This window comes from Verrucosispora sioxanthis (assembly GCF_010560025.1).
In the GTDB taxonomy this organism is placed as follows: Bacteria; Actinomycetota; Actinomycetes; order Mycobacteriales; family Micromonosporaceae; genus Micromonospora; species Micromonospora palythoicola.
The window spans coordinates 22016-37031 of record NZ_SAIY01000014.1; the positions used below are offsets into that span (position 1 = coordinate 22016).

General features: G+C 68.9%; 11 protein-coding genes, 1 tRNA gene and 2 pseudogenes. 8 read left to right on the top strand and 6 right to left on the bottom strand.

What is annotated here, in order from left to right; translation table 11 throughout:
* Positions 1-207 precede the first annotated feature (207 nt).
* From ENC19_RS28175 to ENC19_RS28205, 7 genes are all read left to right on the top strand, one after another.
* On the top strand, positions 208-1131 hold the full coding sequence (locus ENC19_RS28175) for a ParA family protein (protein ID WP_164450082.1): 924 nt from the start codon (positions 208-210) through the stop codon (positions 1129-1131).
* 46 nt (positions 1132-1177) lie between these two features.
* On the top strand, positions 1178-2137 hold the full coding sequence (locus ENC19_RS28180) for a segregation and condensation protein A (RefSeq protein ID WP_373688869.1): 960 nt from the start codon (positions 1178-1180) through the stop codon (positions 2135-2137).
* A complete protein-coding gene (scpB, locus tag ENC19_RS28185) occupies positions 2134-2973 on the top strand; it encodes an SMC-Scp complex subunit ScpB (protein ID WP_164450083.1) in 840 nt (279 codons plus the stop codon). The genes ENC19_RS28180 and scpB overlap by 4 nt, the downstream gene beginning before the upstream one ends.
* Positions 2960-3730 (top strand): pseudouridine synthase, encoded by a 771-nt coding sequence (locus ENC19_RS28190; protein ID WP_164450084.1) that lies wholly within the window; start codon positions 2960-2962, stop codon positions 3728-3730. Before scpB ends, ENC19_RS28190 begins: the two co-directional genes overlap by 14 nt.
* A 147-nt stretch (positions 3731-3877) precedes the next feature.
* Entirely contained in the window at positions 3878-4558 is a 681-nt protein-coding gene (cmk, locus tag ENC19_RS28195) for a (d)CMP kinase (RefSeq protein WP_164450085.1), read from the top strand.
* Positions 4555-5955 carry a ribosome biogenesis GTPase Der gene (der, locus tag ENC19_RS28200; protein WP_164450086.1) on the top strand — a complete coding sequence of 467 codons (1401 nt, stop codon included), beginning with the start codon at positions 4555-4557 and terminating at the stop codon, positions 5953-5955. Before cmk ends, der begins: the two co-directional genes overlap by 4 nt.
* 150 nt (positions 5956-6105) lie before the next feature.
* A tRNA-Pro gene (locus ENC19_RS28205) sits at positions 6106-6179 on the top strand.
* 85 nt (positions 6180-6264) lie between these two features.
* Here the strand turns inward: ENC19_RS28205 and ENC19_RS31620 are convergent.
* The 5 genes and pseudogenes from ENC19_RS31620 to ENC19_RS31625 form a co-directional block, all read right to left on the bottom strand.
* Positions 6265-7304 (bottom strand): annotated as a pseudogene (locus ENC19_RS31620) (tyrosine-type recombinase/integrase).
* A pseudogene (locus ENC19_RS30765) lies at positions 7259-7413 on the bottom strand (site-specific integrase); the annotation flags it as partial. The pseudogenes ENC19_RS31620 and ENC19_RS30765, both read right to left, overlap by 46 nt.
* A 30-nt stretch (positions 7414-7443) precedes the next feature.
* Positions 7444-8319, bottom strand: a complete 876-nt coding sequence (locus ENC19_RS28215; RefSeq protein WP_164450087.1) for a phosphotransferase enzyme family protein — start codon at positions 8317-8319, stop codon at positions 7444-7446.
* 459 nt (positions 8320-8778) lie between these two features.
* Positions 8779-9882 carry a M20 metallopeptidase family protein gene (locus tag ENC19_RS28220; protein ID WP_164450088.1) on the bottom strand — a complete coding sequence of 368 codons (1104 nt, stop codon included), beginning with the start codon at positions 9880-9882 and terminating at the stop codon, positions 8779-8781.
* A gap of 685 nt (positions 9883-10567) precedes the next feature.
* On the bottom strand, positions 10568-10984 hold the full coding sequence (locus ENC19_RS31625; protein WP_309246107.1) for an IS110 family transposase: 417 nt from the start codon (positions 10982-10984) through the stop codon (positions 10568-10570).
* 724 nt (positions 10985-11708) lie between these two features.
* On the opposite strand from ENC19_RS31625, the gene ENC19_RS28230 reads away from it, so the two are divergent.
* Positions 11709-13001 carry a polysaccharide lyase family 7 protein gene (locus ENC19_RS28230; RefSeq protein ID WP_164450089.1) on the top strand — a complete coding sequence of 431 codons (1293 nt, stop codon included), beginning with the start codon at positions 11709-11711 and terminating at the stop codon, positions 12999-13001.
* A 460-nt stretch (positions 13002-13461) separates the two neighbouring features.
* Here the strand turns inward: ENC19_RS28230 and ENC19_RS28235 are convergent, their stop codons facing one another.
* Positions 13462-14883 carry an IS1380 family transposase gene (locus ENC19_RS28235; RefSeq protein WP_164450127.1) on the bottom strand — a complete coding sequence of 474 codons (1422 nt, stop codon included), beginning with the start codon at positions 14881-14883 and terminating at the stop codon, positions 13462-13464.
* Positions 14884-15016 lie beyond the last annotated feature (133 nt).

A 15016-nucleotide genomic window follows, 5' to 3' on the forward strand; every position in this document is an offset into this window, starting at 1 on the left:
CGTGGACCGCGCGTCGGCGGGCTGACCTGCCGGTGGCCGGTGCCGCCGCCCGACACGCCGAGCGGGTGCCGAACGCCCTGCTGGCCGGTGGCGTACAGTCGGCATGGCGCGGCCCTCGCGGCGAGTGGACCGGGGTGCGCAGCGGCGCCGCGAAGGACGTCGGGCGGCTCCGATGCCGCACGGTCGCCGGGAGGGGGCAACGAGGACATGGCTGGCAACGGTGACCGTGCCGAGACCTGGACGTCGGAGCTCCGCGAGCAGCAGAACGCCCTCGGCTCGGATCTGGGCCCGGCGGACCCGGCCGCCTACACCATGCGTAAGCCGATCCCCGAGCCGATGCCCACCGACCGGCACGGGCCGGCCCGGATCATCGCGATGGCCAACCAGAAGGGCGGGGTCGGCAAGACCACCACGACGATCAACCTCGGTGCCGCGCTGGCCGAGTACGGCCGCAAGGTGCTGCTTGTGGACTTCGACCCGCAGGGTGCCCTCTCCGTCGGGCTGGGCGTCAACCCGCACAACCTGGACCTGTCGGTGTACAACCTGCTCATGCAGGACGACGTCACCGCCGACGACGTGCTCATCAAGACCGACGTGGCCGGGCTGCACCTGCTGCCGGCCAACATCGACCTCTCCGCCGCCGAGATCCAACTGGTCAACGAGGTCGCCCGCGAGATGGCCCTGGCCCGGGTGCTCAAGAGCATCCGCAAGGAGTACGACTACATCCTGATCGACTGCCAGCCGTCACTCGGTCTGCTGGCGATCAACGCGTTGACCGTCGCGCACGGCGTGCTCATCCCGCTGGAGTGCGAGTTCTTCAGCCTGCGCGGGGTGGCGCTGCTGCTGGACACCATCGACAAGGTCCGCGAGCGGCTCAACTTCGACCTGGAACTCGAGGGCATCCTCGCCACCATGTACGACAGCCGCACCACCCACTGCCGTCAGGTGCTCCAGCGGGTGGTGGAGGCGTTCGGCGACAAGGTCTACCAGACCGTGATCACCAAGACCGTGAAGTTCCCCGAGTCCACCGTCGCCGGCTCACCCATCACCACGCTCGACCCGGCCTCCTCGGGGGCTCGCAACTACCGTCAGCTGGCCCGTGAGGTGATCGCCGCGCAGGCCGAGCGGTAGGAGGCGCTGAACCGAGGTGTCCCGACCGTGGACTACCGTCGTCGGCGTGAGCGCCCCGCCCCTCGACCCGACCGCCCCGGCGGCACCGCAGCCCGTGGTGGCTGACCCACCCGCGCCGGCGGACGCGACCGGGTTCACCGTGCGGCTGGCCAACTTCACCGGCCCGTTCGACCTGCTGCTGCAACTGATCGGCAAACACAAGCTCGACGTCACCGAGGTCGCCCTGCACCAGGTGACCGACGAGTTCATCGCCTACATCCGGGCCATGGGCGACGACTGGGACCTGGACGAGGCGAGCGAGTTCCTGCTGGTCGCCGCGACCCTGCTCGACCTGAAGGCCGCCCGGTTGCTGCCCGCCGCCGAGGTCGAGGACCCGGAGGACCTGGCCCTGCTGGAGGCGCGGGACCTGCTCTTCGCCCGGTTGTTGCAGTACAAGGCCTACAAGGAGGCGGCGGCGCACATCGCCGCGTTGGAGGAGGTCGGCGGTCGCCGCTACCCCCGGGCCGTCAGCCTCGAAGCCCGCTACGCCGACGCCCTGCCCGACCTGGTGCTGGGGATCGGCCCGCAACGGCTGCTCAAGCTGGCGGTACGGGCGATGACCCCGAGACCGGTACCCGAGGTGTCCGTCGCCCACGTGCACATGGTCCGGGTCAGTGTCCGGGAGCACGCCGACATCATCGCCGAACGGCTGCGCCGGGCCGGCACCGCCAGCTTCTCGCTGCTCTGTGCCGACTGCGAGGCCACCCTCGAGGTGGTGGCCCGGTTCCTCGCCCTGCTGGAGCTGTACCGGCAGGGCGTGGTGGCCTTCGTTCAGGAGCAGGCGCTCGAGGAGTTGACCGTCCGCTGGACGGGTCCGGCCGACGGCGGCCCGGCGCTGGCCATCGACGAGTACGCCGGCACCCCACCCGAGCCTGCCACCGCGGCGGGTGCTGACGATGGTGGTGTCGGGGCTGCTGGAGTCGGCGAGACTGACCCGACGGGAACGACCGAGGAGCGAGCTGGATGAGCAACGACGAGCGGCCGGATTCCCTGGCCGAGCAGGCCGCCGCCTGGGTGCCGCCGTGGCAGCGCCCCGCCCCAGCCCCAGCAGAGGACGCCACCCCACCCGCCACTGCGGTAGGCGCTGCGGATCTTGGTGCGCAGGTGCCCCTCCAGGGGCCGCTCCCGGCCAAGATCGAGGTGGTGGAGGAGCGGGGCGGGGGAGGGGAGGATGGCGCGGCGGGAGGCGTTCCGGGCTCGGGGCGGAAGCGGTCGGGGCCGCGGGGGCGGTCGGTGCCGGAGCCGGCGGCGGAACTCGACGACGCGGAGTTGCGCGGCGCACTGGAGGCGATCCTGCTGGTGGTCGACGAACCGGTGAGCGAGCTGGTCCTCGCCCAGGTGCTTGAGCAGCCCGCCGAGCGGATCGGCCCGATGCTGGACGAGATCGCCGCCGGCTTCACCGCCGCCGGTCACGGGTTCGAGCTGCGCCGGGCGGCGGGCGGATGGCGGCTGTACACCCGGCCGGAATACGCCACCTACGTCGAGCGGTTCGTGCTCGACGGGCAGTCGGTGCGACTGACCCAGGCCGCGCTGGAGACCCTGGCGGTGGTGGCGTACAAGCAGCCGGTGACCCGGTCGCGCATCTCCGCCATCCGCGGTGTCAACTGCGACGGGGTGATCCGTACCCTGGTCACTCGCGGGCTGGTCGAGGAGTGCGGCACCGAGTCCGACAGCGGCGCCCACCTGTACCGCACGAGCACCCTGTTCCTGGAGAAGCTCGGCCTGAACAGCCTCGACGACCTGCCGCCCCTGGCCCCGTTCCTGCCCGACGACGTGGAAGAGCTTGCCGATGCCGCGCGATGACCGCACCCCCCGCCCCGACGCCCCGGTCTACACCGGCCCGGAACGCCTGCAGAAGGTGCTCGCCGCCGCCGGCGTCGGCTCCCGGCGGGCCTGCGAGGACCTGATCTTCCGTCGGCGGGTGACGGTCGACGGGCGGGTGGCGCAGCTCGGCGACAAGGTCGACCCGACCACGGCGGTCATCCACGTCGACGGCGAGCGGCTGGCGGCCGACACCCGACTGGTGTACCTGGCGATGAACAAGCCACGCGGGGTGGTCTCCACCATGGCGGACGAGAAGGGACGTACCGCGCTCGTCGACTTTCTCGGCAACCGGGTCGAACAGCGCGTCTACCACGTCGGGCGGCTCGACGCCGACAGTGAGGGCCTGCTGCTGCTCACCAACGACGGCCACCTGGCGCACCGGCTGACGCATCCCTCCTACGGGGTGCCGAAAACCTACCTGTGTGAGGTCTCCGGCCCGATCCCGCGCAACCTGGGCAAGCGGTTGGCGGCCGGGATCGAGCTGGAGGACGGCCCGGTGACCGTCGACGCCTTCCGGGTGGTGGACAGTCTAGGGCGTACCGCCCAGGTCGAGCTGACCCTGCACGAAGGCCGCAAACACATCGTACGGCGGCTGCTCGCGGAGGTCGGCCACCCGGTGAGCCGGCTGGTGCGTACCTCCATCGGGCCGATCCGGCTCGGCGACCTGCGTGCCGGGCGGACTCGGAGGCTGACCAACGCGGAGGTCGCCGCCCTGTTCAAGGCCGTGGGTGACTGAGGCGGCGGTCGCGGGTACGGCTGCGGGTAGGCTGCCTGACGGCCCGGCCGGTGGCGCGCCACGACGCCGGGCATCATTGGACATGTGTGGTCAACCGCTCGCGGTCGTCGCCGACGGATCGTGAGGTACGGGCTGAGGAGGACGACGGTGGAGGAAAACGTGCCGGCCGGACGCTGCGTGGTCGCTGTGGACGGGCCGTCCGGTTCGGGTAAGTCCACCGTCTCCCGACGGCTCGCCACGAGCCTCGGCGGGCGTTACCTTGACACGGGTGCGATGTACCGGGCGATCACCTGGGCGGTGCTGCGCTCCGGCGTCGACCTGACCGACACGCAGGCGGTGGCGAAGGTCGCCGGCGAGGTGGACCTGCGCATCGGCACCGACCCCACGGGGTACGGCGTGACTGTCGACGGGGTGAACGTCGAGACCGACATCCGCGGCCCCGAGGTGACCGCCGCCGTCTCGTCGGTGGCCGCAGTGCCGGCGGTCCGGGCGCTGCTGGTGGCCCGTCAACGCGACATGATCACCAAGGCGGGCCGGATCGTGGTCGAGGGTCGGGACATCGGTTCCGTGGTGGCCCCCGACGCCGACCTGAAGGTGTACCTGACCGCTTCGGCGGCGGCACGTGCCGCGCGACGCAGCGCCGAGAACGCCTCCGATGTCGCGGCCACCGCCGCCGACCTGGCCCGACGCGACCAGCTGGACTCGACCCGCAAGGCCGATCCGCTGGCCCAGGCGCCGGACGCGGTGGTCCTGGACACCACCGAGCTGGGCATCGACGAGGTCGTGACGCGGCTGCGGGCACTACTTACCGATCGGTCAGTGGCGTGAGCGACGACGGTTGGATCGAGCTGCGTGAGCCGGACCTGGACACCGAGGAGCAGACCGGTCCGCAGCCGGTGGTGGCCGTGGTCGGCCGTCCCAACGTCGGCAAGTCCACGCTGGTGAACCGCATCATCGGCCGCCGTCAGGCGGTGGTCGAGGACGTGCCGGGGGTGACCCGTGACCGGGTGCCCTACGACGCGCAGTGGTCCGGGCGGGCGTTCACCGTGGTGGACACCGGCGGCTGGGAACCGGACGCGAAGGATCGCGCCGCGGCGATCGCGGCCCAGGCCGAGACCGCCGTGGCCACCGCCGACGTGGTGGTCTTCGTGGTCGACGCGACAGTCGGCTCCACCGACGTCGACGAGGCGGCGGTGAAGATGCTCCGCCGCAGCGCCAAGCCGGTGATCCTGGTGGCCAACAAGGCCGACAACGCCAGCGTCGAGTTGGAGGCCACCTCGCTGTGGTCCCTCGGCCTCGGCGAACCGCATCCGGTCTCGGCACTGCACGGACGGGGCTCCGGCGACCTGCTCGACGCCATCCTGGCGGCGCTGCCGGAGGCACCGAAGGTGGCCGAGTACCGCCCCCGGGGCCCACGTCGGGTGGCGCTCGTGGGCCGGCCGAACGTCGGCAAGTCCAGCCTGCTGAACCGCTTCTCCGGCGAGGAACGGGCGGTGGTCGACGCCGTCGCCGGCACCACCGTCGACCCGGTGGACAGCCTGGTCACCATCGGCGGCGACACCTGGCACCTGGTGGACACGGCCGGGCTGCGCAAGCGGGTCGGCCGAGCCAGCGGCACCGAGTACTACGCCAGCCTGCGTACCGCCTCCGCGATCGAGGCGGCCGAGGTGGCGGTGGTGCTGCTCGACTCCAGCGAGCCGATCAGCGAGCAGGACCAGCGGATCCTGTCCATGGTCACCGAGTCCGGCCGGGCGCTGGTGATCGCCTTCAACAAGTGGGACCTGGTCGACGCCGACCGCCGGTACTACCTGGACAAGGAGATCGAACGGGAGCTGCGTCGGATTCCCTGGGCGATCCGGTTGAACCTGTCGGCGAAGACCGGCCGGGCCGTCGACAAGCTCGCCGCCGCCCTGCACCGGGCGCTGGACAGCTGGGAGACCCGGATCCCCACCGCGCAGCTCAACGCGTGGCTCACCGCCCTGGTCCAGGCCACTCCGCACCCGGTGCGCGGTGGTCGGGCACCCCGGATCCTGTTCGCCACCCAGGCGGGCGTGGCCCCGCCACGCTTCGTCCTGTTCACCACCGGTCCGCTGGACGCCGGCTACCAGCGCTTCGTCGAGCGCAAGCTGCGCGAGGAGTTCGGCTTCGAGGGCAGCCCGATCGAGATTTCGGTACGCCCCCGCAAGAAGCTCGGCCCCGGCGGCCGTGGCAAGGCCCACGGCTGACCTCAGCCACGCCGATCACCCCTGCCCCACCCTTCCACCTATCCTCCTAGGACGCTGTAGGGGTGGTGGCATGGGTGGGGGCTGTGCGACGGGAGGGAGTAGCTGCGCTAAGCTGTACCGGCTGTCGCGGGCTACGCCCGGCGGTGGCATCGGGACGTGGCGCAGCTTGGTAGCGCACTTGACTGGGGGTCAAGGGGTCGTCGGTTCGAATCCGGCCGTCCCGACAGCACGAAAAGAGGCCGTCAACCGGGGTGTGAAAACCCTGGTCAACGGCCTCTAATTCGTATCGGGGTAGTAGAGATTTGCTGATCAGACGGCGCGTAGCTGGGGACCACCTGGGGACCGACGAGCCTTCAAGTGAGCGCTGAGCGCCGTTCCCGCGTCGGTGAGCGACTGCCGGTCGGGGTGTAGGTAGCGCTGGGTGGTGGTCAGCGACCCGTGACCGGCGATCTTCCGTAGGACGTGCACCGGCACGCCAGCGTCAGCCATCCAGGTAAGGCCGGTGTGCCGCAGGTCGTGCCGGCGTAGGTGCTCGTATCCGAGCGTGGTGACCACCTCATCCCAATGCGTCGCGTCGCGCAGCACGGCGGTACTGATCCGGCCACCGCGTGGCCCGGTGAACAGCCGGGAATCGGGTTTGCTTGCGGCGTCCAGGCGGTGAGCCACGATCGGCCGTACCTCTTCGATCAGGGGCACGGTCCGTGCGCGTTTTCCCTTGGTGCCCTTGTCGATGAGGCCACCGGGGCCGGGCGTGGTCTGTCGGCGTACCGTCCACATCCACGTTTCCCGGTCGATGTCCTCGGCCCGGACGCCGGACACCTCACCCGACTCGCGCGGCGGTACAGGCGGCGAAAATCACCACGTCTGCCCAGCCGGTGAAGTGCTTCGCGGACCGTTTGACCAGCGCATCGGCGAGGGCGGTCAGCGTTTCCCAATCGGGCAGTGCGAGTGAGCGAGGATCGTCCAACTCGCCTTCGGCCCGCTGGTATTCGCGCTGCCACCCGGTCACCTGTGCGGGATTCCGTTGGATGATGCCTTCTCGTACGGCCTGTTCCATCACCCGGACCAGCACGGCGAGACTGTTCTTCACCGTGGATCGGCTGTATTCGTCGGCGATCCAGGAATGCACGGCGCGATCCACCGCACCATTGGTGATTATCCGAACGGGAATGTGGCCGAGCGTCGGCACCACCCGCTTGCGCCCACCCGGCCAGGTACGGATCTAGCGTCTTACGTTCCAAACTGCGTAGGGCCAGCGTCATCACGCTCTCGCCGTACTCGGCGAGGCGCTTGGTTGCGGCGAGATGGTCAGGGTGGGACGCGCGGCGGCGAGATCGAGGTCTTCCCAGCGCAGGGCGAGGATTTCACCGACGCGGGCGCCGGTGGCGAGCATGAGGTCGACGACGTCGGCCAGGTCGCCGCTGTGCCGAGGCCCGGGTTGCCAGGGATGGGAGACTGGCCGTCCAGGATCCCGGTTCGGCCGGGGTGCTACGGCCCGGGCTGCCCGGGTGGGGTAGTGCCGGAGACCGCGTGTATGAGTGCGCCGAGCACCTCGCGGGTGTGCGGTTCGTCGAGTATCTCGCCGATCCACGCCGCGGCGCTGGCCCGATCCGGGTTACGAACATTCGGCTCCAGCCAGTCCGTGGCGGCGATCTCGGCGATGTGGCCCAGTTGTGCGATGAGCATCGAGAAATCGCCGGGGCGAGCGACCGTCGCCGGGCCGCTTCCCGCCGCGTACGCTGACATCAGCGCGCGTGCCCGGCCTGGATCTGACCGGCCGAACTCGAACAACACACAGGCGAGTTCCTGACCCGGGTCGGCCGGTCCGCTGTTCTCCCAGTCGATCACGCACACCCCGCCCTGGGCCGTCGGCAGGATGTTGTCGGCCCACAGGTCGCGGTGACACGTCCGCAACGTCACCGGCTGCTCCAGCCACGACTCCAACGCGACCAGTTCGTCGCGCAGTGCCGCCAGCCGGCCGGCGAACGGCGCCCCGGCCTGGCGCAGCCGCTCGACCAGCCTGTCCCAGGCGGGCGCGCCCACCGGTGCGATGTACCACGGGTCCACGTGACCACCGGCAGGGATCACCACCCGGTGGATCGCGGCCACCGCGGCGCCCACCAGGCCCGGGTCCACACCCGGATCGGGTGCGTCGAGATCGACCCACTCGTACACCCGCACCTGCCGGCCACCCACCCGGGCCAGGACACGCCCGTCGGTGGCGCGTCGCACCGCCGGTGCCGGTACGCCAGCGGCGCACGCCGCCTCCTGAAACCGGGCCGACGCCCGCACTCGGTCCTCGCCAGACTCGTGGAACGGAACCTTCACCGCCCACCGGCCGTCCACCGTCTCAAGCCGCCACACCTCGCCCTACCGGCCCCGAGCGACCGGCCCGTCGGACAGCTCCCGGGCCCGGCCGAGCCCGAACCGGTCAGCCAACTCCGCAGCATCCACAACGCCCACTACAACACAACCGGCACGACCCCGCGACGACGCATGCCGCGCGGCGTGCGGTTCGAGCACCGCCGGGGAAAGTCACCCGGAATAGCACGGGAGTGCTCGTGAGTCCAAGGCGGGGGACCAGGGCCACAAGGGACCAAGGCCGCGACGCCGTCGGACATCGCCCGATCGGCGCTGACCCAGGCCAACATCGCCACGCACACTTCGCGGGCGTGGGTCTCCCCCCTCATGCTCGGATCTGCCGCGCCCTGTGCGTCGCGGAGCGCAGCCAGCTTACGCCCGGGTGAGGCATCCGGACGTGGCGATGTGCGGTTACCTGATCATGGCCGGTGGCGGGTTGCATCCATCGGTTCGATATCCCTCTCAGGAAATGGCGGCCAGCCGATCCGATAGGAGGCCAACTACCGCACGGACGCCGATGCCGATAGCCCGCTCGTCGGCGCCGAAGTCGGTGGCATGGGTGATCCCATGCAGTCCCACAGCCTCGTTGGCCACGCCGAGAAAGATCATGGCGCCGGGGACTCGCCGCAGGAACAGGGCGAAGTCCTCGCCGTTGAACGGGTATGCGGCTCGTAACATGGCGACCTCGCCCACCGCGCGCAATGACTCGGCCGCGCCCAGACTGAGCTCCGGCGAAGACACCATCGCTGGAAACGGCGGCGCGGGGAACTCGATGGCAGCACCGTCTGCCAGCCGACGCAGCTCGGCTCGAATCTCGGGATAGCGATCGTCCGGCCAGGCGCGCCACCACGCCGCGACACTGTCGGCGTCGGCAAACGACTGCATGTACACGTATCGCGAGAGCGGGCCGTCGGGGGTCGCGAGGTCCTGCATCAGCTGCTGGAGCTGTTCCGGCGTCTGCGGCCTGCGAACGGTGGACAACGCGTTGACGGCGGCTACGATCCGCTCACCACCTACGGCCGGGAGGGAGATACGACAATGGTCCTGCCCTGGAAGGCCGGCACCCGGCGTGATCACGAAGGTGCCGACAGGGATCGGTGCACAGTGTAGCGCGTAGATCTCCTGCGGCTTGGTGCGGTCCAGCAGGCCGTCGTCGACCATCGCCCGGGCGCCGGTGAGGTTCTCCTCAGCTGGCTGGAAGACGAAAACGACACGACCGCGCGCGGGTCGCACCCGGCACAGCTCCTCGGCAGCGCCTACCGCGATCGTGGTGTGGATGTCGTGCCCGCACAGGTGGGCCGCCCCCGGCACCCGGGAGCGGAAATCGCTGTCAAAGGTCTCCGTGTCGGGGACCGCGTCCAGATCGGCGCGGTAGGCGACAGTCGGCCCCGGCTCGTCACCGTGCAGGACCCCGACGACACCGTGACCGCCGACGCCGGTGGTCACTTCTAAACCGGCCGCCCGCAGCCGGTCGGCGACCAGAGCGGCGGTACGTTCTTCCCCGCCGGCCAGCTCAGGCCACCGGTGAATGTCACGCCGCAGCTCGATGAGCCCATCGTCATACATTCGCTAAACTATGCCGGACGGCCAACGAGAAATCTGCCCGCACTGGTAGACGGCAGGGCTGTCAGCGACGTCGATGGTGGACATCGATGTCCGATGCGATATGTGCGGCCGCGTATCCGGACCTGGCCGCCGATAGTGGGTGGCCTGCACGTAAGTTTTCGTCAACCAGGTTTCATCGACCTCAGTACCTCCGTCGGCGTGCGATCGGTTCCCGCAGCCAAAGGCAGTGATCGCCGTTGCGAAGAGATCGGTGAGGTGTAACGCGGAGGCGAGGCCGTCGTCGCGCACTGCAGCGTCAACAATGTTGTGGACGTCGGCGTCCTCGTCCGCGAGGTGGGCCGCGACACCGCTGACAGCAGCCTGGTACGCATCGTCGCTGGCCCGTCGCCGATTTCGCCTCACGGCTCAACTATCCCCACCGGCCCAAGTACTGCCTGCGGACGTCCGTATCTGCCGCCGAGCGGACGCGGTAACTGCTGACTGCTGCAGCTCACTGCGTGGCCAGACTTCGAGCCGACCACGCCCCGAAATGCCGAAATCGTGCGCGGCAGCCATTCCGAGATGCGGACGCTCGCTCGCCTGCGGGCTTCACGGGTCACGGACCCCACCGCGGCCCTACGGGCTGCTTGCCACAGGCGTGGCAGGATCGCTGTATGGTCACCGCGCCCAAGGGCGTGCTGAAGGACTACCTCCAGAGGGCGCGGGACGTGCTGCTTTGGAAGCTGGAGGGCGTCTCCGAGCGTGACCAGCGGTTGCCTCGTACGCCGACCGGCGCGTAGCGCCCGGCTCGCGGCAAATCCGGGCTCTCCATCGATCGCCGGACATCGAGGGATACTGCCGCAATGATCGCGTTTGGGTTGACCGGCATCACCGGGTGCCCGGCCTCCAGCAGGGCGCCGATCAGGAGCCAGTCTGGACGCTCGATCGCCACCGGCGTCGACTTGGTGTCGCCAAGTTTGTTCAGCCGGGTGAACCCGGCGGCGGCGTGCTCGATGGTGAAAGCCGCGACCTTCCGGCCGGTCCGGTCCAGCACGCGCACAGCGTGCTCGGTGGTGGCCCAGTCGATCCCGACGAAGAACAGCGGTCCGTCTTCCAGCGACAACCTCTGCGCCTTCCTGCTCGCAGCACGAGGCAGGAACCGGGCGGAGGCGAAGGAACCGACAGTCGAGTGGTCACTAAGCGGCGCGAGCAGTCGGTCAAGCGACCGGACGTCCAGGCGATGTGGTCGAGGTAGACGTGGGCGAAGGCGAGTTCGGGATCGAGGTCTGGCCAGGACGGGTCGATACAAACCGACCACAGGATCAAGATCAAGCTAGATCTATGCCATCCGCAGCACCCAGGGCGCACGGCTGAATAGGAACTCCTCGTGGTGAAGGCGAACGTGCATCGATTCACCATCCGTATCGGCGGTCTAAGCACGCTTCACCGCCTCTGAGTAACCGGCTCGTCGACCTGCCGTAGGGCGAGGCAGGGCAATCGCGCTACTGCCCATTGCAGAGCATCCATGACCGCTGATAACGTGAAGCCCTCGACGACGGTAAATCGATACACTGCGGAGCCGTACGACATGGGTGTTGTCCGCTGCACGTTCGGGCAAGGGAGCTCGCTTCGGTGGCCCCTCGTCACCGGCCCCGCCGCACTCCGCCGCTTCGCAGGCGCGAGATGCATCACAAGTGCGACCCCGGGTCCGGGGCATGGGTCAGCGGTGGCCCGAACGGCTCTCTACGTCGCCCAACTTCCGCCACACCACACCACAGCAGAAGGGGACCCCCGTGAGAACATCGCGAAGGCGAGCGCTAGCCGTAGCGCGTGCAACTGTCATCGGCATGATCGCTACGGCCGCATTCGGCGCCATCACCACTTCGGCTAGCGCCGACACCGTCAGTCTGAACAACCCGGGCTTTGAGCAGGGCTACTTCGACGGCTGGGAGATTGTTCGAGCGAACGACGTCGCGCTCTCCGACATCGGGAACTCCGGTGACCACTCCGCGAAAATCGAAGGTAGAAGAGGGCAAGTTCGGCAGGAAGTCGCCGTGTGGCCCGGCACCGACTACACCCTGACGGCCTACATCCGTGGCAGGGGAGTCATCGGTGTCACCGTCGATGGCGACGACACCACCACCACCGGCGGTGGCCGCGACTTCGAACAGGTCAGCGTCGAGTTCAACACCGGGACCGCCGAATTCGTCGAGATCTTCGCCGCCTACGGCGGCAAGATCAGCCGGTTCGACGATTTCACCCTGAAGATCGGCGGTTCGGTGCCTACCCCGACGCCCAGTCCGACTCAGTCGCCGAGCGTCGGCTTCGATCCCGCTGTCTGGGATGACTCGGAAGCGGGCGACTACATCCGGTCTCGCGACCCTTACGTCTTGCGCTTCGACGGCCTGGAACAGTTCACTGTGACCGGCAGCGGTGGGGGACCGCGTGACGAGCTGAAGACACCGCAAGCTGTCAGGGCGGCATCGGACGAGATCTACGAGTCCTTCTCGGCCGACATCACCTTCGACCTCGACGACGGCGTCAAGCTGATCGCCCACCAGATTCACGCCGGCAGCGGCGCAGGCTTCGCCACCCAGGTCAAACTCTACGTCCAGGACTCCAGCCCGCTCGGAATCTTCAAGGGCGAGGGCGAGGAGAACTTCACGATCGACGATTACCCGCTGCTCGAGGGCGTACCCAGCAACGGTGTGTTCGACGTGTACGTTCGTGTCCAGATCCCGGGCTTTGTAAGTGGTGATGGCGAGATCAACGAAAAGATCTTCGACCTCGGCACCATCAGGAGCGGAAAGTCGATCAGGTACGAGCTCATCAACGACCACGGCGTGATCACGGTCAACTCGACCGTCGGTCGCAACTCCGTGAGCTTCACGTACGACATGCAGGACTCTGCTGCGTCGTACATGAAGTTCGGCAGCTATGTGCAAGCCCAGGACGCCGAGAGCGGTTGCAACGTCACCAACGCTCTGAACTGCGAATATCCGGGATGGGAGCCGTACGGCGAGGCCAGCACCCCGGAGGAGGCAGAGGTGCTCTGGCGGGAGTACTTCGCCGATTCCAACATCGACCGGGCCCGGGTCACCTTCCGTAACGTGGTGCACGAGGGCGGCCCGCTCCAGTAGCGCACCTGCGTGAATCTTGAGCATCTCGTCGGGCATGCACAGCGGCCGGTCGCAGAACTCGACTCGCGAGTAACCATGCAAATGAAGGCAGTCGGTGGGGACGGGATTGCTATCCCGTCCCCACCGACGTGAGGCGGCCCGTGTGAGCGGGACAGGCCATACAACGGCTCGTCCTGGTCTGCCCGGGTGACCGAACGAAGATCGGGTGCCCGGCGTCACCGTCACCGATGTCCTCGCGTACGCGATCGAGCTGGGTGCCTGCCCCCGTTGGCCTCTCCGCCGAGCCCGACCGCTCTTGAGACTCGGACCGGGCCTAACCTCGGTCTTTCGCCAGTTGTTGATCATGGATTGTTCGGCCATTAGTTGATCTTTGTCTGCGGTTGGCCGAGTGCGGGCATGGTGATGGCCCGGGCGCGTGGCCGGGTCCCTCGGGGTGCTCGTCGGGGCGGGGTGGCCGGGTTCAGGTGATGGGTCGGGGTAGCCCGGCGAGGTGGGTGAACGCGGTGACCAGTTGCTGGGCCCAGGGCCAGTGTTCGGCGATGTGTAGTCGGGTGCGGCGGGCGGAGCGGGTGATGCGGGCCGGTACGTGCAGGAGTCGGTAGCGCAGCTTCTTGGGTTCGGCGGCGGCGAGGTCGCCGTCGAGCAGCAGGATTTGGGTCCAGGCGAGTAGGTCGATGCCGGTCAGTGCGAGTTGCAGCCAGGCGGCGTTGATCGCGAACACTCGGGACGGGAACCGACCGAAGCCGGTGTCCTTGCCGGTGCGGATGCGGTCCTCGACGCGGGCGTGGCCGCGGTGGCGGGCCTCCAGGTACTGGATCGACCCTGCTCCGACCGGGGTGTCGTCGGTGGCCATGACCTGGTGGCGCCATCCTTCGATGGTGTCGAACCAGGTCAGTTGCGCGCCGGGGTGCGGGCGTTCCCGACGGACGATGAATCGGGTCCCGGCCGGGTAGCCGTCGGCGGGGACAGCGCCGGTAATTTCGCAGATCTCGGCGCCGTCGCGCGGTTCGCCGTCGGCGTTGAGGGCAGGGATCCAGTTGGTGGCCTGCCAGATCGCGTCGCGGACCGGCTCGGTGATCGCGGCGCCGACAGAGAAGGAGGTGTCCAGGTGCTGGGTGCGCAGGCTGCGGATGTGAGTCAGGAACCCCTGGGTGCAGCCAGCCGAGTCACTGCGGATGAGGATCGGGTTGCCGTGCCGGTGCACGTCCGGGATCTGCGCCAAGGCGGCGTCGAGTACGTGATTGTGATCGGTGGTGGTGTTCGAACCGGCCCGACTCTCGCGCAGCAGCCCGGCGAGGGCTTCCCTGATGTTGTCCAGGAAGCAGAACAGCGGGTGGTAGCCGAAGGTCTTCTTCCACGTGCGGGTGGCGGACTCCTTGTCCGAGTGGCAGATCACGATGGAGGCGTCCAGGTCCAGGACCAGGCCGGGCACCTGCTGCCCGGCTGCCGTCACCGACGGCAACCCACCACGGGTCTCTGCCAGCTGCGCCCAGGCCACCTCGCGAGCGTGGGCCCGGGCTGCGTCCAGCGCAGCGAGCATCTCACCGTCCAACGTCGACAGCAGCCGCCAGATGGTCGGGTCGGAGGCCACCACACCGAACAGGTCCGCCTGGTCCCGCAGCACCGCCAGATCAGCGATGGCCTCACCCCCGTCGGCGATCATCACCGCGAGGTCGACCGCGATTCTGCCCGGGTCGTGGCCACCCCGCCGCTGCCGCAGTCCGGCCAGGGACTCGCTGCACGCGCTGGTCAGGCCGGTGGCGTACGCGAGATCGGCCAGTAGGCGGGCGCCGCCGTGACCGACCACGCCCCTCCCGTCGCCGCTCACCATGACCTTCGGGCGTGCTCCGGTACTCTTCACCTGGCAAGTGCCTTCCGAGATAGGCGATCAAGGCCTTCGACAAGCCAGATCATCCCAGATCAGAGGGCACTTCCTTCATTTCGATCAAGGAACGGGACGGCCCTTAACGAAGGGCCGAGGCTAATCGTCTGGATGCCGGGTTCGGAGCAATCGA

What these genes read in the sequence shown, in the direction of transcription:
- scpB (WP_164450083.1), top strand. Translation starts at nt 2,134, where the DNA reads ATGAGCAACGACGAGCGGCCGGATTCCCTGGCCGAGCAGGCCGCCGCC.
- ENC19_RS28220 (WP_164450088.1), bottom strand. Translation starts at nt 9,882, where the DNA reads ATGTATGACGATGGGCTCATCGAGCTGCGGCGTGACATTCACCGGTGG.
- ENC19_RS28175 (WP_164450082.1), top strand. Translation starts at nt 208, where the DNA reads ATGGCTGGCAACGGTGACCGTGCCGAGACCTGGACGTCGGAGCTCCGC.
- ENC19_RS28190 (WP_164450084.1), top strand. Translation starts at nt 2,960, where the DNA reads ATGCCGCGCGATGACCGCACCCCCCGCCCCGACGCCCCGGTCTACACC.
- ENC19_RS28230 (WP_164450089.1), top strand. Translation starts at nt 11,709, where the DNA reads ATGATCGCTACGGCCGCATTCGGCGCCATCACCACTTCGGCTAGCGCC.